The sequence below is a fragment of the Dactylosporangium cerinum genome (genome assembly GCF_042653625.1).
Lineage (GTDB): Bacteria > Actinomycetota > Actinomycetes > Mycobacteriales > Micromonosporaceae > Dactylosporangium > Dactylosporangium cerinum.
The window spans coordinates 489,221-509,957 of the sequence record NZ_JBHSIU010000066.1 but is presented as its reverse complement, the minus strand read 5'-3'; the positions used below and the strand labels follow the sequence as shown (position 1 = coordinate 509,957).

At 73.5% G+C, this 20,737-nt stretch carries 23 protein-coding genes; 4 read left to right on the top strand and 19 right to left on the bottom strand.

Features of this window, described 5'->3' with window-relative positions:
- Positions 1-47: 47 nt before the first annotated feature.
- The 4 genes from ACFPIJ_RS44680 to ACFPIJ_RS44665 are packed head-to-tail and all read right to left on the bottom strand — an operon-like array spanning position 48 to position 3,856.
- Positions 48-1,010 carry an acyl-CoA dehydrogenase family protein gene (locus tag ACFPIJ_RS44680; RefSeq protein ID WP_380125226.1) on the bottom strand — a complete coding sequence of 321 codons (963 nt, stop codon included), beginning with the start codon at positions 1,008-1,010 and terminating at the stop codon, positions 48-50.
- On the bottom strand, positions 1,007-2,158 hold the full coding sequence (locus ACFPIJ_RS44675; protein ID WP_380125224.1) for an acyl-CoA dehydrogenase family protein: 1,152 nt from the start codon (positions 2,156-2,158) through the stop codon (positions 1,007-1,009). Before ACFPIJ_RS44675 ends, ACFPIJ_RS44680 begins: the two co-directional genes overlap by 4 nt.
- Entirely contained in the window at positions 2,148-2,993 is an 846-nt protein-coding gene (locus ACFPIJ_RS44670; RefSeq protein WP_380125222.1) for an SDR family oxidoreductase, read from the bottom strand. The genes ACFPIJ_RS44675 and ACFPIJ_RS44670 overlap by 11 nt, the downstream gene beginning before the upstream one ends.
- Positions 2,990-3,856: an LLM class F420-dependent oxidoreductase gene (locus ACFPIJ_RS44665; protein WP_380125220.1), complete on the bottom strand. Its 867-nt coding sequence runs from the start codon at positions 3,854-3,856 to the stop codon at positions 2,990-2,992. Before ACFPIJ_RS44665 ends, ACFPIJ_RS44670 begins: the two co-directional genes overlap by 4 nt.
- Positions 3,857-3,897: 41 nt before the next feature.
- Here ACFPIJ_RS44665 and ACFPIJ_RS44660 point away from each other — a divergent pair, with 41 nt between their 5' ends.
- Positions 3,898-4,641 carry an SDR family NAD(P)-dependent oxidoreductase gene (locus tag ACFPIJ_RS44660; RefSeq protein ID WP_380125218.1) on the top strand — a complete coding sequence of 248 codons (744 nt, stop codon included), beginning with the start codon at positions 3,898-3,900 and terminating at the stop codon, positions 4,639-4,641.
- A gap of 13 nt (positions 4,642-4,654) precedes the next feature.
- On the opposite strand, the gene ACFPIJ_RS44655 is transcribed toward ACFPIJ_RS44660, so the two are convergent.
- From ACFPIJ_RS44655 to yczE, 8 genes are all read right to left on the bottom strand, one after another.
- Positions 4,655-5,461, bottom strand: a complete 807-nt coding sequence (locus tag ACFPIJ_RS44655) for a hypothetical protein (RefSeq protein ID WP_380125216.1) — start codon at positions 5,459-5,461, stop codon at positions 4,655-4,657.
- A gap of 48 nt (positions 5,462-5,509) precedes the next feature.
- Positions 5,510-6,229 carry an ABC transporter ATP-binding protein gene (locus ACFPIJ_RS44650; RefSeq protein WP_380125214.1) on the bottom strand — a complete coding sequence of 240 codons (720 nt, stop codon included), beginning with the start codon at positions 6,227-6,229 and terminating at the stop codon, positions 5,510-5,512.
- The gene (locus tag ACFPIJ_RS44645; protein WP_380125212.1) at positions 6,216-7,013 is read right to left on the bottom strand and encodes an ABC transporter ATP-binding protein; all 798 of its coding nucleotides are present in this window, start codon (positions 7,011-7,013) and stop codon (positions 6,216-6,218) included. The genes ACFPIJ_RS44650 and ACFPIJ_RS44645 overlap by 14 nt, the downstream gene beginning before the upstream one ends.
- Positions 7,006-7,965: a branched-chain amino acid ABC transporter permease gene (locus ACFPIJ_RS44640; RefSeq protein ID WP_380125210.1), complete on the bottom strand. Its 960-nt coding sequence runs from the start codon at positions 7,963-7,965 to the stop codon at positions 7,006-7,008. The genes ACFPIJ_RS44645 and ACFPIJ_RS44640 overlap by 8 nt, the downstream gene beginning before the upstream one ends.
- Positions 7,962-8,837, bottom strand: a complete 876-nt coding sequence (locus ACFPIJ_RS44635; protein WP_380125208.1) for a branched-chain amino acid ABC transporter permease — start codon at positions 8,835-8,837, stop codon at positions 7,962-7,964. Before ACFPIJ_RS44635 ends, ACFPIJ_RS44640 begins: the two co-directional genes overlap by 4 nt.
- Positions 8,838-8,858: 21 nt before the next feature.
- Positions 8,859-10,076, bottom strand: coding sequence for an ABC transporter substrate-binding protein (locus tag ACFPIJ_RS44630; protein ID WP_380125206.1), 1,218 nt, complete (start codon positions 10,074-10,076; stop codon positions 8,859-8,861).
- Between the two features lie 170 nt (positions 10,077-10,246).
- Positions 10,247-11,071: an LLM class flavin-dependent oxidoreductase gene (locus ACFPIJ_RS44625; protein ID WP_380125204.1), complete on the bottom strand. Its 825-nt coding sequence runs from the start codon at positions 11,069-11,071 to the stop codon at positions 10,247-10,249.
- Positions 11,068-11,682: a membrane protein YczE gene (gene yczE, locus ACFPIJ_RS44620; RefSeq protein ID WP_380125202.1), complete on the bottom strand. Its 615-nt coding sequence runs from the start codon at positions 11,680-11,682 to the stop codon at positions 11,068-11,070. Before yczE ends, ACFPIJ_RS44625 begins: the two co-directional genes overlap by 4 nt.
- 60 nt (positions 11,683-11,742) lie before the next feature.
- Here yczE and ACFPIJ_RS44615 point away from each other — a divergent pair, with 60 nt between their 5' ends.
- Together ACFPIJ_RS44615 and ACFPIJ_RS44610 are read left to right on the top strand one after the other, a co-directional pair.
- Positions 11,743-12,231 (top strand): MarR family winged helix-turn-helix transcriptional regulator, encoded by a 489-nt coding sequence (locus ACFPIJ_RS44615; RefSeq protein WP_380125200.1) that lies wholly within the window; start codon positions 11,743-11,745, stop codon positions 12,229-12,231.
- A 122-nt stretch (positions 12,232-12,353) separates the two neighbouring features.
- The gene (locus tag ACFPIJ_RS44610) at positions 12,354-14,165 is read left to right on the top strand and encodes an ABC transporter ATP-binding protein (protein WP_380125198.1); all 1,812 of its coding nucleotides are present in this window, start codon (positions 12,354-12,356) and stop codon (positions 14,163-14,165) included.
- Here ACFPIJ_RS44610 and ACFPIJ_RS44605 read toward each other — a convergent pair.
- Positions 14,129-14,674: an AAA family ATPase gene (locus tag ACFPIJ_RS44605; RefSeq protein WP_380125196.1), complete on the bottom strand. Its 546-nt coding sequence runs from the start codon at positions 14,672-14,674 to the stop codon at positions 14,129-14,131. The genes ACFPIJ_RS44610 and ACFPIJ_RS44605 overlap by 37 nt on opposite strands.
- 26 nt (positions 14,675-14,700) lie before the next feature.
- On the opposite strand from ACFPIJ_RS44605, the gene ACFPIJ_RS44600 reads away from it, so the two are divergent.
- Positions 14,701-15,126 carry a DUF4259 domain-containing protein gene (locus tag ACFPIJ_RS44600; protein WP_380125194.1) on the top strand — a complete coding sequence of 142 codons (426 nt, stop codon included), beginning with the start codon at positions 14,701-14,703 and terminating at the stop codon, positions 15,124-15,126.
- On the opposite strand, the gene ACFPIJ_RS44595 is transcribed toward ACFPIJ_RS44600, so the two are convergent.
- From ACFPIJ_RS44595 to ACFPIJ_RS44570, 6 genes are all read right to left on the bottom strand, one after another.
- A complete protein-coding gene (locus ACFPIJ_RS44595; RefSeq protein ID WP_380125192.1) occupies positions 15,100-15,561 on the bottom strand; it encodes a YybH family protein in 462 nt (153 codons plus the stop codon). The two genes, ACFPIJ_RS44600 and ACFPIJ_RS44595, sit on opposite strands and share 27 nt — an antisense overlap.
- A 103-nt stretch (positions 15,562-15,664) precedes the next feature.
- Positions 15,665-16,384, bottom strand: coding sequence for a hypothetical protein (locus tag ACFPIJ_RS44590; RefSeq protein ID WP_380125190.1), 720 nt, complete (start codon positions 16,382-16,384; stop codon positions 15,665-15,667).
- A complete protein-coding gene (locus ACFPIJ_RS44585) occupies positions 16,381-16,884 on the bottom strand; it encodes an RNA polymerase sigma factor (protein ID WP_380125188.1) in 504 nt (167 codons plus the stop codon). Before ACFPIJ_RS44585 ends, ACFPIJ_RS44590 begins: the two co-directional genes overlap by 4 nt.
- Before the next feature lie 90 nt (positions 16,885-16,974).
- The gene (locus ACFPIJ_RS44580) at positions 16,975-17,328 is read right to left on the bottom strand and encodes a hypothetical protein (protein ID WP_380125187.1); all 354 of its coding nucleotides are present in this window, start codon (positions 17,326-17,328) and stop codon (positions 16,975-16,977) included.
- Between the two features lie 16 nt (positions 17,329-17,344).
- Positions 17,345-19,051, bottom strand: a complete 1,707-nt coding sequence (locus ACFPIJ_RS44575; RefSeq protein ID WP_380125185.1) for an ABC transporter ATP-binding protein — start codon at positions 19,049-19,051, stop codon at positions 17,345-17,347.
- Complete coding sequence (locus tag ACFPIJ_RS44570) at positions 19,048-20,631, bottom strand: ABC transporter transmembrane domain-containing protein (RefSeq protein ID WP_380125425.1); 1,584 nt, start codon at positions 20,629-20,631, stop codon at positions 19,048-19,050. Before ACFPIJ_RS44570 ends, ACFPIJ_RS44575 begins: the two co-directional genes overlap by 4 nt.
- Positions 20,632-20,737: the final 106 nt, after the last annotated feature.

Here is a 20,737-nt window from a genome sequence, read left to right as displayed (position 1 = left end):
GGCGTCCACAGTAGATCGACGACCGGGCGGCCGCTGCCCCGCTCGCGCTACAGGTCGGCCCGGGACAGCAGGAGGCGGCGCAACGTCACGGGGTCGCCGGCGAGGAGGCGGTTGGCGGTGGCGCGTTTCAGGTAGCGGTGGGCGTCGTGCTCCCAGGTGAAGCCGATCCCGCCGAGCAGCTGGATCGACGCCCGGGTCACCGTGTACGCGGCCTCGGTGGCGATGAGCTTCGCCAGCGGGGCGGCGGTGGCGAACTCGGGGGTGCTGGCGGCGCCCAGGGCGAACCACACCGACGACACCGCCTGCTCCAGCTGGACGTGCAGGTCGGCGACCCGGTGCCGCAGCGCCTGGAAGGTGGCCAGGGGCACGCCGAACTGGGACCGGGTGCGCAGGTGCTCGACGGTGAACCGCAGCGCGGCGCGGGCGACGCCGACGGACTCGGCCGCGAGGGCCGCGTGCAGCAGGTCCTGGGCGTGCGCGGGGTTGTGGGACACGAGCCGGCCGGGGGTCTGCCACAGCACGAGGGTGCCCTGGCCGCGGGTCTGGTCCAGGGTCGGCTGGGGACGTAGGTCAGGGTCGGTGACGGCGAACAGCGCGGTGCCGTCCGAGACCATGACGACGCCGGCCGGCGCGGCGTCGAGGACGTGGGCGAACGAGCCGTCGAGAACAAACGCGTCGCCGGCGGGGCGGGCGGTGCAGGTGCCGTCGAGGGCGACGGTGCCGATCAGGTCGCCGGCGGCGAGGGCGGGCAGCAGGTCCGCGGCGGCGGGCAGGGACGGGTCGACGGCGAGGGCGGCGACGGTGGTGGCCAGCAGCGGCGAGCTGAGCAGGGCGGCGCCGGCCTCCTCCAGGACGATGCCGACCTCGACGAGGGACGCGCCGAAGCCACCGTGTTCCTCGCCGATCGCGAGGGCGGTGAGCCCGAGTTCGCCGGTGAGCCGGCCCCAGTCGGCGCCGGTGGAGAAGAAGTCGGCGACGCTGGCGCGCAGCGCCTCCTGTTCGGGGGTCATCGCTGCACCCGGCCGAGGACGCGGTCGGCGACGATGTTGCGCTGGATCTCGTCGGAGCCGCCGTAGATGGTGTCGGCGCGGGTGAACAGGAACAGCCGCTGGGAGTCGGTCAGGTCGTCCGGCGCCTCCGCCAAAACGGTGGACAAGGGCCCTCCGACGTCCATGGCGAGTTCGCCGAGGCGCTGGTGCCAGCCGGCCCACAGCAGCTTCGCCACCGAGGCGCCGGTCGGGTCCGGCGACGTGGCCGACAGGGTCCGCAGCGCGTGGTGGCGCAGGCCCTGCAGCCCGGCCCAGGCATCGGCGATGCGGTCCGCGACGACAGGGTCGTCGAAGGTGCCGTTGGCGCGGGCGGCGGCGACGACGGCGGCGAGTTCCCGGGCGAAGCCGAGCTGCTGGCCGAGGGTGGCGACGCCACGCTCGTAGGACAGGGTGCTGGTGGCGATCCGCCAGCCGTCGCCGGGCGCGCCGACGACCAGGTCGGCATCCGCAACAGCGCCGTCGAAGAAGACCTCGTTGAACTCCGAGGTCCCGGTCAGCTGCACGATGGGCCGCACCGTGACGCCGGGCTGGTGCATCGGCACCAGCAGGTAGGACAGGCCGGCCTTGCGGGTGGACGCGGGGTCGGTGCGGGCGAGCACGAAGCACCAGTCGGCGACGTGGGCCAGGGACGTCCAGACCTTCTGCCCGGTGACCAGCCAGCGGTCGCCGTCGAGGGTGGCGCGGGTGCGCACACCGGCGAGGTCGGAGCCGGCGCCGGGTTCGGAGTACCCCTGGCACCACAGCTCCGACGCGCTGGCGATCGGCGGCAGGAAGCGGCGGCGCTGCGCGTCGGTGCCGTGTTCGATGAGGGTCGGTGCGAGGAGGTACTCGCCGATGTGGCTGAGCCGGCCGGGGCCGCCGGCGCGGGCGTACTCCTCGAAGAACACCACCTGCTCGGCGATGCTCGCGCCGCGGCCGTAGGGTGCGGGCCAGCCGAGGCCGATCCAGCCGGCGGCGCCGAGGACCCGTTCCCATCTGGCCCGCAGGTCGAGGTGCTCGTGTTCGCGGCCGGGGCCGCCGGTGCCGACGAGTGGGGCGAACTCGCCGGTCAGGTGGTCGCGCAGCCAGGCCCGGATGTCCGGGGCACGCAACGAGATCTCAGGCGCCATAGACGGCCGCCGGCAGCGGGGCGCGGGACAGCAGGTCGCGCACGACGGGGCCGAGTTCGTCGGGGTGCCAGCGGCGGCCGGCGTCGCGGGTCTCGCCGTGCTGCCAGCCGTCGGCGACGCCGATCTTGCCGCCGGAGACCTCGAACACGCGGCCGGTGACGTCGCCACTGTCGGCGCCGGCGAGCCAGACGACCAGCGGCGACACGTTTCCCGGGGCCATCTCGTCGAAGCCGGCGTCGGGGGCGCGCATGGCGTCGGCGAACACGACCTCGGTCATCGCGGTGCGGGCGCTGGGCGCGATGGCGTTGACGGTGACGCCGTAGCGGGCCAGTTCCGCGGCGGCGACCTGGGTCAGGGCGGCGATCCCGGCCTTGGCGGCGCTGTAGCTCGCCTGCCCGACGCTGCCCATCAGCCCGGCGCCGGAGGTGGTGTTGACGACCCGGGCGGCGACGTCGTCGCCGGCCTTGGACCGGGCCCGCCAGTGCGCGGCGGCGTGCCGCAGCGGGGCGGCGGTGCCCTTGAGGTTGACCCGCATGACGGCGTCCCATTCGTCTTCGGCGAGGTTGACGACCATCCGGTCGCGGGCCAGGCCGGCGTTGTTGACGAGGGCGTCGAGCCGGCCGTGTTCGGCGACGGCCGTGCCGATGAGGGCGGCGGCGAAGTCCCAGTCGGCGATGTCGCCGGCGAGCGCCACCGCGCCGGTGAGCTCGGCCACCTCGGCCAACGCGTCGGCGTCCAGGTCGTTGAGGACGAGGCGGGCGCCGGATTCGGCGAAGGCCAGGGCGTGCGCGCGGCCGAGGCCCTGCGCGGCGCCGGTGATCACTACAGATCTCATACTCGCAGGACCTCTCGTTGATACCGGCGGATCTTGTCGCGCGCAGCCACCGGGTCGGTCGGGTCGGCGCGGATGACGACCCGGGCGACGCCGAGGGAGCGCAGGGTTTCGAGGTCGCCGACGTTGCCCGGGGCCCGCATGGTGATCTCGATGTCGTCGGTGCTGCGTCCGGCGGCGGCACACTCCTCGGCGAGGGCGGCGCGCAGCGCGGCGAACCGGTCGCCGGTGACGCCGAGCGGATACCAGCCGCTGCCGTAGCGGGCGGCGCGGCGGACCGCGGCCATGGAGTGCCCGCCGACGACGATCGGCACCCCGCCGGGGCGGGTGGGCCTGGGCCGGCTGTGCACGTCGCGGAAGGTCACGAACCGGCCCGCGTAGGCGGCCGGCGCCTGGGTCCACAGGGCATGCATGGCGGCGAGGTATTCGTCGGCGCGGGCGCCGCGCTCCTCGAACGGCACGCCGACGGCGTCGTACTCCTCGCGCAGCCAGCCGACGCCGATCCCGGCCAGCAGCCGCCCGCCGCTGAGCACGTCCAGGGTCGCGAGCCGTTTCGCGAGGTCGACGGGGTGGTGCTCGGGCAGGATGAGCATGGCGGTGCCGAGGCGCAGCGTCGTGGTGCAGGCGGCGGCGAACGTGAGCCAGACCAGCGGGTCGGGGATGTCGTCGTCGGCGCCGAGGCTCATCCGGCCGCCCGGGTCGTACGGGTAGATCGAGGTGTAGTCGCCGGGGACCACGACGTGCTCGACGGCCCAGACGGATTCGCAGCCGAGGTCCTCGAGCAGCCGGACGAAGCGGGCGGTGGTGGCGGGATCGGCGGCACCGCTGCCGCCGAGGACCGGCATGACCCCGAGTTTCAGCTCCACGACGGGTACTCTACCAAACGCTTGCTTGGTAACGTAAGCGCATGGATTTCAGGTTCCGCAAGGGCGTCGCGGTCGTCACCGGCGCCTCGGGCGGCATCGGCACCGCCGTCGCCCGCCTGCTCGCCGCCCGGGGCAGCCGCGTGCTGCTGGCGTACCGTGGCAACGCCGACGCCGCCACGGCCCTGGCGGCGACGCTTCCGGACGCGACCGCGCACCGGGTCGAGCTCGGCGATCCGGCGTCGTGCGCGGCGCTGATCGACGCGGCACCGGTCGTGCACACGCTCGTACACGCCGCCGGCCCGCACGTGCCGATGCTGCACCTGAGCCGGGTCACCCCGGAGCGGTTCGCCGCGCAGCTGACCGACGACGTGGCCGGGTTCTTCAACATCCTCGCCGCGACCCTGCCGCGGCTGCGCGAGTCGCGGGGCAGCGTGGTCGCGGTCACCACCGCCGCCACCCGCCGGTTCCCCGTCCGCGACGGGCTGTCCGCGGGCCCGAAGGCCGCGGTGGAGGCCCTCGTGCGCGGGATCGCCGCCGAGGAGGGCCGCTACGGGGTGCGGGCCAACTGCGTCGGGCCGGGCATGCTCACCGACGGCATGGCGGCCCGGCTGATGGCCGACGGCGACCTCGACGACCGGGCCCTCGAGGTCACCCGCGCGAACATCCCGCTGCGGACGTTCGGCACGGCCATCGACGTCGCCGAGGCGGTGTGCTTCCTCGCCAGCGACCGGGCCCGGTTCATCACCGGCCAGAAGCTCGACGTCGACGGCGGCTATGCCGCCTGACCGCGGCCGCGACTCAATGCTCGAACAGCAGGCCGTGCCCGTCCCGCGCCGCGCGGTGCGCCATGATCCGGACGAACGACAGGGTCAGCGGCAGCCAGGGGATGCTCGGATCGTCCATCGAGGCGCGATGGGCCCGGCCCATGGCGGCGTCGGTCGGCTCGACGGCGGGCAGGTCCAGCGGGTCGAGGCGGGCTGCCAGTTCCACGGCTTCGGGCGGGGTCAGCCAGCCGTGCACGCCGTCCGCGGCACCGAGGGAGAAGCCGTTCGCCCAGCCCCGGCCGCCGAGGGCGGCGAACAGCTCGAACACCCGGTCGCCCGCCGGCACCCCGAGGTCGGACAGCAGCGGCCGGAGGCCGTGCAGGGTCGCGTTGCGCCCGATGAACCTGCCCAGGCCGACGCAACAGTCCTCCGTGACCGCCTCGACCAGGATGAACAACTCCTCCATCAGCTCCGAGCGGGCCCGGCCCAGCCGCTCGTGCAGCAGGCAGTGGGTCCGCTCCGGGCAGGTCTGCGACGAGCAGCGGACGAGGTCCCAGCGGCCGCGGCGGCCCTCCCACGCATCGCGGGCGGCCGGCGACCGGCCCGGGTGGCGCAGGTCCTCGCCGAGCCAGGTGCAGTGCCGGGCCAGGTCGGTGGGTCGCTCCCGCAGCTCGGCGGCCAGCTGCCGCCATCCGGGTTCGAAGCCGCCGCCGAGCCGGTCGCACACGTCGTTGAACCACGGGGTGGGCCCGGCGCCGCCGATCAGTCCGATCAGGCCGGGCACCACCGTGTGCCGGTACCGGTCGTAGTCGAAGACGTGCACCGTGCCATCCGCACCCACCCGATCGCTCCCCGTCGCGCCCTTCAGCCGGGCTGAACGGTACCGCGGTCAGTGCGCGGCGGTCTTGAGCACGCCCATGCGGGTGCGGTACTCCTCGTCGAGGGCCGCGCCGCCGTCCTCCCGGGTCGCCACCACCTCGCCGCGGACCAGGACGTAGCCGCGGTCGACGGCGCCGCGGACCGCACCCAGCGCGGGCTCCGCCATGAGGACCGCGACGCCCTCGGCGGCGAGCTGGGTGACGGTGCGCAGCAGCTCCTGCACCACGAGCGGGGCCAGGCCGGTCATCATCTCGTCCAGCAGCAGCACCCGCGGCGAGCCCATCAGCGCCCGGGACACGACGAGCATCTGCTGCTCGCCGCCGGACAGCACGCCGACCAGGCTCTTCATCCGGGTCCGCAGGATCGGGAACCGGTCGATCGCGGTCTGCACCGCGCTGCGGGGCAGGTGCATCAGCTCCGCCATGACCTGCAGGTTGTCGGCGACGTTGAGCTTCGGGAACAGCTGCCGGCCCTGGGGCACCACGGCGATGCCGGCGCGGGCCCGGGCGGCCGGTTTGAGTTTGCTGACGTCCTCGCCGTCGAGGAACACCCGGCCGGTCGCGGCGACGGAGCCGTACGCGGCGAGCAGGGCGCTGCTCTTGCCGGCGCCGTTCGGGCCGACCAGGGCGGTGATCACGCCGCCGGGCGCCACGATGTCGACACCGGCCACCGCGCTGGCATGCCCGTACCGGACGGTGAGCCCTTCCAGGCGCAGCTCATGAGCCGACACGGTCGACCTCCTCGGGGGTTTCGGTGACGCCGAAGTACACCTGCTGCATCTGCGGGCTGTCGAGGCACTCGCGCGGCGAGCCGTCGAACACGGACTGCCCGCGGTCCAGCAGCATGATCCGGTCGACGAGACCGGCGACCAGGTCGACGTTGTGGTCCACCAGGATCACCGCGTGGCCGCGCCGCTGCACGGTGCGCACGACCTCGGAGATGCCGGTGACCCCGGCCGCGTCGGAGCCGGCGAAGGGCTCGTCGAGCAGCAGGACCAGGGGGTCCTGGCCGAGGGCGCGGCCGACCTCGACGAGGCGCTGCTCCCCCAGTGACAGGTCGCCGGCGGGCCGGTCGAGTCGGTCGACGCCGAGCTCCTCGGCGATCGCCGCGACCGCAAGCGTGTCCGCCCTGTCGTACGGGCGGAACGCACCGCGGAACGCGCCGGTGATCATCTGCCAGACGGTGCCGTGCCGGCGGGCGACCCGGCCGAGCAGCAGGTTCTCCGCGACGGTGAGCTCGAGGGCGAGCTGCGGGTACTGGAAGGTGCGGGCCAGGCCGGCCTTGGCGCGCCGGGACGCGGGACCGGCGAGCCGCTGCCCGCGCAGCGTGAGGGAGCCCTCGGTGGCGGGCTGCGCGCCGGAGATGAGGTCGACCAGCGTGGTCTTGCCGGCGCCGTTGGGCCCGACGAGACCGAGGACCTCACCGGCGGTGAGCGAGAACGACACGTCCTGCAGGGCGGTGACCCCGCCGTAGCGTTTCGTCAGGCCGGATCCGACGAGGAGCGTCTCAGCCACGGCGTCCTCCTGCGTTGTTGATAAGCCTGACAAGCCTGTTCGCATAGCCGATGACGCCCTGGGGCGCGACGAGCAGGATGACGAGGACCCCGAGCGCGAGGATCAGCGTGCCGCTGGTCTCCACGGCGGGGAAGTTCAGGGTGAGCTCGACCGCGATGACCGCGCCGAGGACGGCGCCCCACGGGGTGGCCGAGCCGCCGATGAGCGGCATGAAGATGGCCAGGAACACCAGGTTGAGCGTGAACGTGTCGGGTGTGACGCTGCCGGCGGAGTAGGTGAACAGGCCGCCGCCGACGGCCGCGATCGCGGCGCCGATGGCGAGGGACACCAGGTTCATCACCGGCACCCGCACGCCGGCGGCCTCCACCGCGCGGGGCGCGTCACGCATGGTCCGCACGATGACGCCCCACGGTGACATCCGCAGCCGGTCGAGCAGGAACGCGATGACGCACACGACGACCGTGGAGCCGACGACGACGTCGTAGTGGTCGGGCTGCCAGCCGAAGAGGTTCAGCTTGCGGAGGCTGCCGAGGCCGGCCGAGCCGCCGGAGATGCCTTCGGCGTCGACCAGCCAGGCGGTGAACGCCATGCCGAACAGCAGGGTCACCGCGGCGAGGAAGAAGCCGGACAGGCGGCGGGTGGCCAGGCCGAGCAGCACGGCGACGGCGGCCGCGACGATCGGCCCGACGATCCAGGCGACGACCAGCGGCAGGCCACTCTTGCTGGAGATCAGCCCGACGGCGTAGCCACCGATGCCGGCGTACGCGCCGTAGGCCATCGACAGCGAACCGGCCATCAGGTACGGCACGTACATGCCGAGCGCGATCAGCGCGTAGGTGGCGGTCGTCGTGACGAGGGTCTGCTTGTAGCCGTCGGCGCCGACCCACAGCAGGATCAGCACCGCGCCGATGACCCCGCCCAGCAGGCTGAAGGAGCCGGGGAAGCGCTTCACGCTCGTACCCTCCGCACGAACAGGCCGCTCGGTTTGAGGGCGAAGAACAACAGGGCGACGATCAGCAGCCCGTACACGTGGGACTGGCCGCCGAAGTAGTAGGGGACGAAGACCTCGACGGCGCCGAGGAGCAGCCCGCCGAAGAGCGGCGCCCACACCGAGCCGGTGCCGCCGACGACCATCGCGAGGAAGCCCGACAGTGCCCAGCTGAGCCCGGACAGTGAGCTGACGCCGGCCTTGGGCGCGAACAGCAGGCCGGTGATCCCGGCGAGCAGGCCCGAGAGGACGAACGCGATGAGCCGGACCCGGTTGACCGGCAGGCCGAGGAGCCGGGCGGCGTGGGTGCTGTCACCGACGGCGCGCAGCAGCCGGCCGGTGCGGGTGCTGCGGATCCACACCGCGAGCCCCGCGAAGGCGACGACGGTGAAGGCGAGCAGCACCAGCGTGCTCGGCTGCACCACGGTGTCGCCGACGCTCACCGGGTCGAACGTGAGCACGTTCTGGCCCGGCAGCGTGGTGTAGCCGAACAGGTACCCGGCGAGCTGCTGGATCGCGAACAGCACCGCGGCGACGGCGACCAGTGCGGGCAGTTCGCCGCCGCCGGAGCGGCGTTGCACCGGGCGGACCACCACCAGCTCGGTGACGACGGCGAGCGCCGCGGCGGCGGTGATCGCCACCGCCGCCGCGGCCCACACGTTCATCTCCTCGTAGAGCACCAGGTAGGAGGTGCACAGGCCGCCGACCATCGCGTACGGCCCGATCGCGAAGTTGAAGAACCCCGCACCCACCAGGACCAGGTAGTAGGCCAGCGCGAGCAGGCCGAAGAAACACCCCATCTCCAGGGCGGACAACCAGAGTTGCAGCTGGCCCATACCTGTTTTCCCCCTACTTGCTTACTTGGCGCACGGCGGCTGGAAGGTGGCCCACGGTCCCTTGGGCTTGTTGTCCGCGCCGAACTCGATCAGCGAGAGTCCGCACGGCCCGTCGGCACCGAGGTGCTTGTCGGCACCGAAGGACAGGGTGAAGTTGGCCTGGCCGAAGGTGGCAGGGTAACCCTTGATGCTCTGGATGGCCTCGTTGAGCTTCTTGGAGTCGTCGACCCCGCCGGCCTTCTCGATCGCCTGCTTGAGCACGTGCACCGAGTCCCACGCCTGCGCGTCGTAGGCGGTGATGTCGTAGTCCTTGCCGTACTTGGTCTGCAGCAGCTTGACGAGCTCCTGGGTGCGCGGGTTCGCGGTGTTGATGGAACCCATGAAGATGAGGCCTTCCAGCGCGCCGGGGGCGGCCAGCTTCCAGGAGGATGGCTGGTTGCCGATCGAGGCGAGCGAGAAGCGCTTGGTGCCCTTCATCTGGCTGCCGAGCGTGTTCTGGGCGAGCACCTCGAACGCGCCGCCGACGCTGGTCACCAGGATCGCGTCGGGGTTGGCGTTCTTGAGCCGGGCGACCTGTGCGGACAGGTCGGAAGCGTTGGCCGCGCCCTTCTCGGTGGCCACGATCTGCACGCAGGACAGCGACGGCAGCAGCGCCTTGTCGAGCGCGGCGATGGTGGTCGTGTCGTCGGTGAGGACGCCGATCTTGGTGATGTTGGCGGCCTTGAAGGCTCCGCAGTACACCTGGGCCCAGTCGGTGGTCGTGTTGGCGAGCATGTAGATGAGCTCGTTGTCCGGCGGCTGGACCAGGGTGGCGGTGACGCCGGTCGGGGCGATGGCGGGCAGGCCGAGCTGGGTGAGCGTCGACTTCGCCTGGAGGATGGCGGCGCTGCCGCTCTGCAGGAACAGCGCCTTGGCGCCCTGGCTGGCGAGCTTCTGCAGCACGGCCGGCACCTTGGTCGGGTCGGACTCGTCGTTCTCGACGACCAGCTGCAGCGGGCGGCCGAGCACGCCGCCCTTGTCGTTGACGTCCTGGATCGCCAGCCGGATCGTCTTGCCGGCGATGGTGCTGTAGGAGGCACCGGAGCCGGTGCTGTCCTCGTCGAGACCGATGATGATCGGAGCGCCGGAGGCGGTCCCGTTGCTCGGCTTCTCATCCCCCGCTTTGTTGCCGCAGCCGGCGACGGTGAGCGCCGCCAGCGCGAGGCAGCTGACGATGCGACTCGTCGTTGAAACGCCCATTTGTACCCCTGTCACGGAATTATACGAATCGTCAGCCTCAGGAGGTGTGTTCGCGGTGAACGCCGCCAAGATCCCGTTTTCAAAACCTAACAAGCGCTTGGTTTCTACATCTTGGCCACGGGCGCGCGGGGTGTCAAGAACACGGGGGACGCATGGACGTAACAGAACCGTCAAATAACCTCGGGCAGCACCTCCCGGGCCAGCCGCTCGACCGTCTCCTCCCGGCCGGGCCCGGCCGGCTTCAGGTTCAGCACCGTGAACCCCATCGCGGTCAGATCCCGCAGCCGCTCGGCGAGCCGGCCCGGCTCCTCCAGCTCGGCCGGTCGCACCTCGACGTTGAGCGCGCAGGTGATGTCGTCGATCGAGCGGCCGGCCTGATCCGCGGCGGCGGCGATCCGGTCGCGCATGACGGGAAGCTGATCCAGCGGGGCGTACCCCAGCGACGGCATCCACCCGTCGGCCAGCCGCCCGGTGACGGCCAGGGCGCGCGGCCCGAACGTGCCCAGCCAGATCGGGATCCGCCGGGCCGGCTTCGGCTCCATCGGCGCGGCTTCGGTGTGATGCAGGCGGCCGGGGTAGGTGAGCGCCGGCTCGGTCCACAGCCCGCGCATGATCTCGATCGCCTCGGCGAGCCCGTCGACCTTGTCCCGCGGTGACGGCACGCCGATGCCGAACGCGCGGAACTCCTCGTCGGAGTGGCCGCCGCCGAGCCCGAGGATCAGCCGGCCGCCACTGAGCCGGTCGAGCGTCTCGGCCATCTTGGCCACCATGGCGGGGTTGCGGTACGGCACCCCGAGCACCCGCGGCATGACGCCGATCCGCGACGTGTGCGCCGCCATCCAGGCGAGCATCGTCCAGACCTCGTGGCTCGGGTCGGTGCCGCTGGGGTGGTCGGCGGTGGAGACGAAGTCGTAGCCGAGGTCCTCGGCGGCGCGGACCGCCGCGACCGGGTCCACGCCCGTCGACGCGGGGATGTCGAGACCGAAACTGATCATGATTGCCCTTTCTGGAGCACGATGCCCCGCGGGTTGCGGGGGGTCACGGCGAGGCGTGGCATGAGCCAGCCCACGAGAGGTCCGATGGCGAGCGCGTACGCGAGGGTGCCCGGGCCGACGGTGCCGCCGAGCAGCCAGCCCGCGCCGAGCGCGGTCAGCTCGATCGACGTGCGGACCAGCCGCAGCGAGTGACCGCGCGCGGCAAGGCCGGTCATCAGGCCGTCGCGCGGGCCGGGGCCGAACCCGGCGCCGACGTAGAGCCCGGTGGCGACGGCGTTGGCGAGGATGCCCGCGACCAGCAGGCCGGTGCGCGCGGCGAGGTCGTGGACGGGGGCGGTGAGAGCGAGGGTGGCGTCGGTGACCAGGCCGACCACGATCACGTTGCTGACCGTGCCCAGGCCGGGACGCTGCCGCAGCGGGATCCACAGGAGCAGGACCGCCACCGCGACGAGGTTGGCGACCAGGCCGATCGAGATCCCGGTGTGCCGGGAGATGCCCTGGTGCAGCACGTCCCACGGGCCGAGGCCGAGGCCGGCCCGCAGCATCAGCGTGAGGCTGATCCCGAAGAGCACCAGCCCGCCGTAGAGCCGGGCCAGGTTTCTGCTTGACATGTCAAACACGCTACGTCCGCTCTGCTTGACATGTCAAACAGATCTCGTAGGATCGGCCCCATGACGCGTTGGCTCACCGATGCCGAGATGCACACCTGGCGCGGCTACCGCCGCATGCGCGCCCTGCTCGACCTGCAGCTCACCCGCGACCTCGGCGCCGACTCGGGGCTGTCCGACGCCGACTACGACGTGCTCACCTCGGTGTCGGAGGCGCCGGGCCGGCAGCTGCGGCTCGGCGAGCTGGCCGCGTCGATCCGCTGGTCGACCAGCCGCCTGTCGCACCAGGTGACCCGGATGGAGCAGCGCGGCCTGGTGGCCCGCGGCGACTCCCCCGACGACGGCCGCGGCGCGACGGTCGCCCTCACCGACGCCGGCTGGGCCACCGTCCAGGCGGCCGCGGTGCACCACGTCGCGTCGGTCCGCCGGCACTTCATCGACGTGCTCGACGAGCAGGACGTGGCCGACCTCGGCCGCATCGCCGACAAGGTGCTCGCCCACCTCACCGAGGCCACACCCCCGACCCCGCCGCGCCGCCGCCGCGCGTCGTAAACCTGGTGCGGCTCTTGCGCGAGCGCCGCTACGGTTACCTTCCAGCCGCCTACAGAGGAGATCGACATGTCACAGGTCGCCGTTTCGAGCGTCAGGCCGTCGGTCTCATCTGGAGGTAACGCTTGTTCCGCCTGCTCGCGCGCTGGGTCGACCCGTTCCGTGACGACGTAGCCGCCCCGCCCGCCACCGTCCCCAGCTATCTCCGGCAGGTCCTGCGGCCCCTGCGCGGCGTCGTCGCGGTCAGCGTCGGGCTTTCCGTCGTCGTCGCCGCCATCGACGTCTGGCTGGTCGCCTACGCCGGTCGCCTGGTCGACCTGCTCGGCGCCGCCGCCCCGGACACGTTCTGGGCCGAACACGGCACCGAGCTGCTCGGCGCCGCGGCGCTGGTGCTGGTCGTGCGGCCGGCGACCAACCTGGTGCGCGAGGCGATCGACGACGTCGCGCTGAAACCGAACGCGCTGACGATGACCACCTGGCGGGCGCACCGGTACGTGTCGCGCCAGTCCGTCGGCTGGTTCCGCCGTGACCTCGCCGGCCGGACCGCCACCCGGGTCCGCGACGGGGGTGCCGCCGCGACCAGCTGCGTGTACAACACGGTGCACGCGCTGGCGTTCATCGTGGCGTACATCGCCGGCTCGGCCTGGCTGATGGCCGCCATCGACCCGCGGCTGCTGCTGCCGCTCGCCGCGTGGCTCGGCTGCTACGCCGCCCTGATGTGGTGGGTGGTCCCCCGCTACCGGCGCGCCTCGGCCCGGCAGCAGGACGCGAACTCGGCGCTGACCGGGCTGCTGGTCGACGCGTACGCCAACGTCGACACCCTGGCCCTGCTCGCCGACCGGCCCGGTGAGGAACGCGCCGCCCGGCGGGTCTTCGCCGACGCGCGGCAGGCCCAGCTCGGCGTGCAACGGCTCGAGGTGACCATGAACGCGAGCATGGACGTCCTCAGCGGCGTCCTCCTCGTCGGCCTGGTCGGCTACGGCGTCGCGCTGTGGCGCACCGGCACCGCCCCGCTCGGGCTGGTCGCCGCCGCGATCGCGCTCAGCGTCCGGATCACCTCCCTTGCCGAATGGCTCCTCGACGCGGTCTCGGCGCTGTTCGGGGCCGTCGGTGCGCTGCGGCAGGCGCTCGCCACCGTCGCCCAGCCGCTCGAGGTCGCCGACCGCCCCGACGCCGCTGCGCTGCAGGTGACCGCCGGCGCGATCACCTTCACCGACGTCAGCCACCATTACGGCAACGGCGCCGGCGGCCTGGACCGGCTGTCGCTGGACATCGCCCCCGGCGAGCGGGTCGGTCTCGTCGGCCGCTCCGGCGCCGGCAAGTCCACCCTGGTCAACCTCCTGCTACGGTTCTACGACCCGGAGCAGGGCACGATCCTCATCGACGGCCAGGACATCGCCGCGGTGACGCAGGAGAGCCTGCGCCGGCACATCGCCATGGTCACGCAGGAGACGACCCTGCTGCACCGCACCGTCCGGGAGAACATCGGCGCAGGCGCCGTGGAGACGGCGGCCCGGGCCGCCGCCGCGGACCGGTTCATCGCCACCCTCCGCGACGCCGACGGCAACCGCGGCTACGACGCCCGCGTCGGCGAACGCGGCGTCCGGCTCTCCGGCGGCCAGCGGCAACGCATCGCCCTCGCCCGGGCCCTGCACCGCGACGCGCCGATCCTCATCCTGGACGAGGCCACCTCGGCCCTGGACTCCGAGACCGAGGCGGTGATCCAGGAGACGCTGGACCGCGTGATGGCCGACCGGACCGTCCTCGCCGTCGCGCACCGGCTGTCCACGATCGCGCGCATGGACCGCATCGTGGTCCTCGACGCGGGCCGCATCGTCGCGCAGGGCACCCACCAGGATCTGCTCCACCAGGGCGGGCTCTACGCGACGCTGTGGGCCCATCAGTCCGGCGGCTTCCTCGGCGCCGACCCGTCGTGACGGTCGCCGTGGACGTCGAGGACCGGGTCGATGCCCTCGGCCAGCAGTTGCCGGCGGGTGGCGTGGCGGGCCGCGAGCGCCGCGTACTCCCTGACGGTCTCCTCGGGCAGCCGCGCGGGTCCCGTGCGGGCCGCGTTGCGGCGCAGCAGGACGTCCACGTCCACCTGGAACCGCAGCGCCGCCGCCGGGCGGTCGTGCTGCCGCGCCCAGGCAAGCATCCGGGCCCGGGCGTGCGGCAGGACGTTGGTGGCGTCGACGACCACGGCCTGCCCGGCGGCCAGCCGCGCCGAGACCCGCCGGTCCATCTCCGCGAACACGTCCGGGTCGTCGGCGACGTCGACCCTGGTGCCGAACAGCTCGGCACGGACGGCGTCGCAGGACACCACGCCGCCGGCGTCGATCCGGCCGCCCTCGACCCAGCTGCGGGCGAACGTCGACTTACCCGCCGCGGGCGGGCCGACCAACAACGTCAGGCCGTGCATCGGGTTGGCGTCACCGGATACGGTCACATCACAACGATATCGGCGGGGGACGCATGGGTACGTGGGACGTGGGGCCGTTCGACAACGACACCGCCGCCGACTGGTGTTACGACCTGGACGAGGCCGCCGCGGATGAGCGGCTGCCGTTCATCCGGGTCACGTTCAGCGCCACCGTCGACGAGCCGCGCCTGCGCAACCGGCTCGCGGACCGGGCGTTCGCGGCGGCCGCCGTGGTCGCGTCCCAGTTGCCGGGCGGGGAGCCGGTCGTCTCGCCGTACGCGCCGGACTTCCTGCTGGACGGCGGGACCCTCGACGTGCCCGGTGACGTCGTGCCGCTGGCGCTGCGGGCGCTGGACCGGATCGTCGGCGAGCACTCGCAATGGCGGGAGTTGTGGGAGGACGCCGGCCTGTACGACGACGCGGCCGGCGCCCTGCAGACCGTCCGCGCGACACTACTGCGGGCCGTCGAGCGGCGATGATCCGCGGGCCAGGACCGACAGCCGCGCGTGGTCGATCGGGCGCACCAGCGGGTCGGCGTGCCGGTGGACCAGCTTCCAGCCGCCGTCCTCGAAGCGGAACACGAGCGTGACCCGCAGCGACCAGTCCTGCTCGGGCAGGCCGCCGACCACGCCGCGCTGCCGTTCGACGGCCGCGATGACCGCCAGGTCGCCCGACCGGTCCACCCGCACGACATCGAGCTCGGCCTCGCCGCCCTGGAACCACTGCGCGGTCGCGGCAAGCGACGCGTCGGAGTGGTCGAAGCCGTGCCGGACCTCACCGTAGGGCGGCATCAGCGTGTAGTCGTCGGCGTGCGGGAGCAGGTCGACGTAGCCGCGGACGTCCCCGCGGATGAACGCCTTCGCCGCGTCCGAGGTGCGCCGGACCAGGGCCATGAGCTCGTCTGCCTGCGTCATGCACCGGTGCACGCACCGGACGCCCGCGAGGTTCAGCCGCGCCCCAGGGCCGTGGTCAGCGCACGGGCCCGGGGTGGCCCGGACGCACCGAGCCACCGCGAGGTCAGGACGGGAACGCCGTCGGGCCGGCGGTCTGCCGGAAGGTCGTGCCGTCCCAGGTGAACGTGCGCTGTTGGACGGTGCCGTCGCGACGCTGCTCGACCGTGGCGACGAGCTGGCCCTGGTCGACCGTGACGCCCGGGATGTTCTCGCCGACCGGTCCGGCCCAGCCGAGGCCGACGACGGCACCGCCGGTGGCCGTGAACACGGCGAGCCCGCCGCTGGCGGGGCCGGCGTGCATGCCCGTGGTGGCCTCGCAGTGCACCAGGGCGACCGCCTCGGCCCGCCCGTCGCCGGTCAGGTCACCGACGGCCAGTTTGATCACGGACACCCGGATGCCGTCGGTGATGGCCGGCGTACCCTCGCGCAACGTCACCGTGCCGCCCGGCGGGCAGCCGTTGCCTGCCTGCGGTGGCAGGGTGAGCGTCACGTTCTTCCAGTCGACCGTGGTGAGGTCCAGGTCCGGCGGTCTGCTCGTCGGGTCCGGGGAGGGTGCCGGGCCGGCCGTCGCGGGCACCGGCTGCGGCGGTGGGGCGTCGGTGCCGGTGCCCGCGAGCGCCACCCCGCCGGTGACCCCGGCCACGGCGATCGCGGCCACGAGCGCGGTGTTCCGGGTCTGCCGGCGCCGGCCCGCGGCCTGCACCGCGGCGACCGGCGGCGGGACGAACGCCGACGGCGCCGCCTGCGCGAACGACCGCAGCGCGTCCTCCGGTGCGATGTTCATGTGCGGTCACTCCCTTGCAGTTGGTCGGCCAGGCGGGCCCGGCCACGGGACATCCAGCTCGCCACACTGCCGCGCGGCGCCCCGAGCAGTTCGGCGATCTCGTCGACCGGCAGGTCCGCGATGTAGTGCAGGACGAGCGCCTGCCGCTCCCGGTCCGGCAGCTGCCGCAGCGCGGCGACCAGCGCCACCCGCTCCGGGCCGAGCGCCTCGACCACGGTCACCGGCCGCTGCGCGCGCAGGGTGCGCGCGGCGACGGCGACGCGGCGCAGCCGGCTGGTGGCGAGGTTCCAGGCGACCCGCCGCACCCAGGCGACCGGGTCCGCGTAACCGCTGACGGTCTTCCAGCGTTGCCAGGCGCGCAGGTACGCCTCCTGCACCACGTCCTCGGCCTCGGCCGCGTCGCCGAGGTAGGCGTACAGCTGCGCGGTCAACCTGCCGTAGTCGGCGTGGTAGAACGCGGCGAAGTCCGCCGTCGTCGGTTCACCGGCGGTCGTGATCACGACGTGTCCGTTTCCGGGCCTCGGCCCGCGTGGTCCCTTTCATGGTTATGACACGCCACCGCCCCGCCGCCGTTTGCAGCGACCGGACGGTTACCGCAGCCGGCGCAGCGCGGCGTCGGCGGTGTCGTCGGGGGTGCTGTTGAAGGCGATCTCGGCGCCAGGAGCGTGCCGGTGGACCAGGTTGACCACCGTCTCGAACAGCTCCAGCAGCGGCTCGTGCTTGCGGATGCCGCCGCCGACCACGACGCAGTCGTACTCGGCGGCGGTGAGCGCCTCGACGATCGCGGCCTCGGGCGCGTCGTCGGGGGCGACCAGGCACAGGTCGGCCTCGAGGCCGTGTTCGGCGAACCGGGCCTGGCCCCGCGCGATGGCCGCCACGACCGGCGCCGGGTCCCAGCCCGGGATCCGGACGGGGTCCAGGCCGATCACCAGTACTCGCTGCATTGTCCGCCTCCGAGAGTCACCCGCCGCCGTGCCAGGAGTGCCACAACGCAGCGTACGGGCCGTTCGCGGCGACGAGGTCGGCGTGGGCGCCGAGCTCGATGATCCGGCCGTCGTCCATCACCGCGACCCGGTCCGCGTCGTGCGCGGTCTGCAGCCGGTGCGCGATCGCGATGACGGTGCGCTCGTGCAGGACGGCGGCCAGGGCCCGTTCCGCGGTCCGGGCGGCGGTCGGGTCGAGCAGCGCGGTCGCCTCGTCGAGGATCACCGTGTGCGGGTCGGCGAGCACCACCCGGGCGAGGGCGACCTGCTGCGCCTGCGCGCCGTCCAGGGGCTGCTCGCCGAGGTCGCGGTCCAGGTCGTCGGCCCAGTCCGCGCCGACGGTCTTCAGCGCCCCGCGCAGCACGTCGTCGGGCGCGGCCACGATGAGATTGTCACGCAGGGACTCGCGGAAGACGTGGTGCTCCTGGGTGACGAGGACGACCTGCCGGCGCAGCTCGTCCGGTGGGAGGTCGGCGATCGGCACCCCGCCGACGCAGACGCTGCCGGCGGTGGGGCGGTCGACGCCGGCGATCAGCATGCCGAGCGTGGACTTGCCCGCGCCGGACAGGCCCACGATCGCGAGCCGCTCGCCGGGGCGGATGGTCAGGTCGACGCCGTGCAGGACGTCGTGGCCGGGGTCGTACGCGTAGCGCACGCCGCTGACCTCGATGCGTTCGTCCCGCGGCGCCGACGAGGCGGCGGGCGGGTCGGCGGGGATCGCGGCCAGGCCTTCGACCCGGGCGAACGACGCGCTGCTGCTCTGCAGCTGCTCGATCCAGATCAGGATGCCGTCGAGGGGCCCGACCAGCTGCCGCAGGTACAGCACCGCGGCGACGACCGTGCCGAGGCTGACCCGCCCGTCGATGTAGAGCAGGCCGCCGAGCAGCAGCACGAGGACGCCGGGCACCGCGTAGGACGTCTCGACCAGCGGGAAGTACACCGAGCGCAGCGCCAGGGTGTTCAGGCGGGTCCGGCGGGTCTCGGTGATCGCCGCGTGCCCGGCGGCGAGCCGGCGCTCCCGCAGCGCGAACGCCTCGATCGTGCGGGCGCCGGCGGTGGTCGCGGTCAGGTCGTCGGCGAGCACCGAGTTCGCCGCGCCCTCGGCGAGGTACGCGTCGCGCGCCCGCCGCAGGTACCACCTGGTGACGAACCAGATCCCGGACAGCCCGGCGACGCCGACCAGCCCGAGCACCGGGTGCAGGACCACGACCGCCGACACGATGAACACGATCTGGACGGCGCCGACGGCCATGCTGGGCACGAGGTCGCGCACGGTGTTGGCGACGGCGTCGATGTCGGTGGTGCCCCGCGCCGCGAGGTCTCCCGCCGGCACCCGTTCCACCACGGCCGCCGGCAGTCCCAGCGCCCGACTGAGGAAATTCTCGCGGATGCGGTACGCCGTGCGCTCGCCGAACCGGTATGCGATGGCCAGTGCGAACCGGGTCAGCAGTGTCTGGGCGACGGCGCAGGCCAGCACCGCCAGGGCGAGCCGGTCGACGTGCCCGCCCCGGCCGGTGACCGCGTCGATGATCCGGCCCAGCAGCCACGGGGCGCCGAGCCCGGCGAGCGCGGCGAGGGAGTTGAGCGCGATGATCGTGGCGACCGAGCGGCGGTCGGCGGCCAGCAGCCGCAGCGCGGCCCGGCCGACCATGCGCTGGTCGGCGATGGGCAGGTTGGCCGTCATGCGTCGTCCCCGAAGGCCCGGTTGACCAGCGCCCGGTAGCCGGGTTGTGCGGCCAGCAGCGTCCGGTGCGTGCCGGACGCGGCGACCTTGCCGTCCACCAGGTAGTGCACCACGTCGGCGCGGTCCAGCAGCACCGGTGACGTGGTCGCCACGACGGTGCCGCGGCCGGCCCTGGCGGCGGAGAGCCGTTCGGCGATGGCGGCCTCGGTGTGCGCGTCCACCGCGGACGTCGGCTCCGCAACGAGCAGCATCTCCGGGTCCGCGTGGACGGCCCGGGCCAGCCGGACCCGTTGCCGTTGCCCGCCGGACAGGTTGCGGCCGCCCCATTCGACCGCGCGGCCCAGGTCGGCGGCCACGTCGTGGGCGACGGCGGTGCGGATCGCGAGGCGGACCAGGTCGTCGTCGGGTTCGTCCGGCCCGGCGACCACCTCCCGCAGCGGCCCGGCGAACAGGTCCGCGTCGTGGTCGGCGACCAGGATCCGGGCCCGGACCTCGGCCTGCGCGATGTCCGACAGGCGCAGGCCGCCCCAGGTCGCGTCGGTCGGCCCGTAGCGCCCGAGCCGGTCGATGACGGCGGCGGCGTCCTCCGGCCGGGCCCCGGCCAGGGCGGTCAACCGGCCCGGCTCGGCGACGACCCCGGAACCCGGATCGTGCAGGGTCGCCGGCGCGGCCGGCGCGGCGCCCCCGGACGGGTCGTCCACCGGCAGCCGCAGGAAGTCGACCACCCGCCGGGCCGCGACCAGCCCCCGGATGATGTCGGACCCGCAGAAGATCATCACGTTGACGGGGACGACGAGCATGGCGGTGTACCCGTACACGGCGACCAGCTGACCGACGGTGAGCTCCCCCGTGGCCGCCAGCCGCGCGGCCAGCCACACCACCACCCCGAGGAACACGACCGGCAGCCCGTCGCCGAACGCGCCGATCCAGCTGTTCGGGCCGCCGACCCGGTACCCCTGATCCCGCAGCGCCGCCGACTCCTTCCGATAGCGGCCGAGGTAGGTCTCCTTGCCGCCGAGCCCGTTGAGGATGCGCAGCCCGCCGAGGATGTCGACCAGCCTGGCGTTGAGCTCGCCCTGCCGGTCCCGGTAGCGCAGCCCGGCCCGCTGGGTGCGGTGCAGCAGCGGCCCGACGATCAGCAGCAGCACCGGCAGCCCCGCGGCGACGACCACGGCGAGCAGCGGCGACGTGCGCGACAGCAGCACCGCGACGACGACGTACGCGAGCGTCGAGGCGAACCCGACGCCGCCGACGTTCATCGCCCGGCCGATGGTCCACACGTCGGAGATGCCGATGGTGACCACCTCGCCGGCGGTGACCCGCCGGGGCAGCGCGGCGCCGAGCCTGGTCGCGTGGGTCATCACCAGGTCGGCGGTGCGTAACGCGGCGGCCATCCGCAGCTTCGTCATGCTCCGGTGCCGCATGATCCCCAGCCCCGCGCTGGCCACCCCGACGACCAGGACGGCCGCCGCCCACCCGATCAGCACCCCGGGCCGCCGCGACTGCAACCCCCGGTCGACGGCCTGCGAGATGAGGAACGGCGTGAACGCCAGGCTCATGAACCACAGCGACCCGAACATGGCGCCGAGCGCCACCCAGCCCTTGACCCGCCGACCCAACCACCACAGAAAGCGCGCCGGTCCCCGTACGTCCACGCCCCCATGCTGCCTGACACCCCCCGGTCCC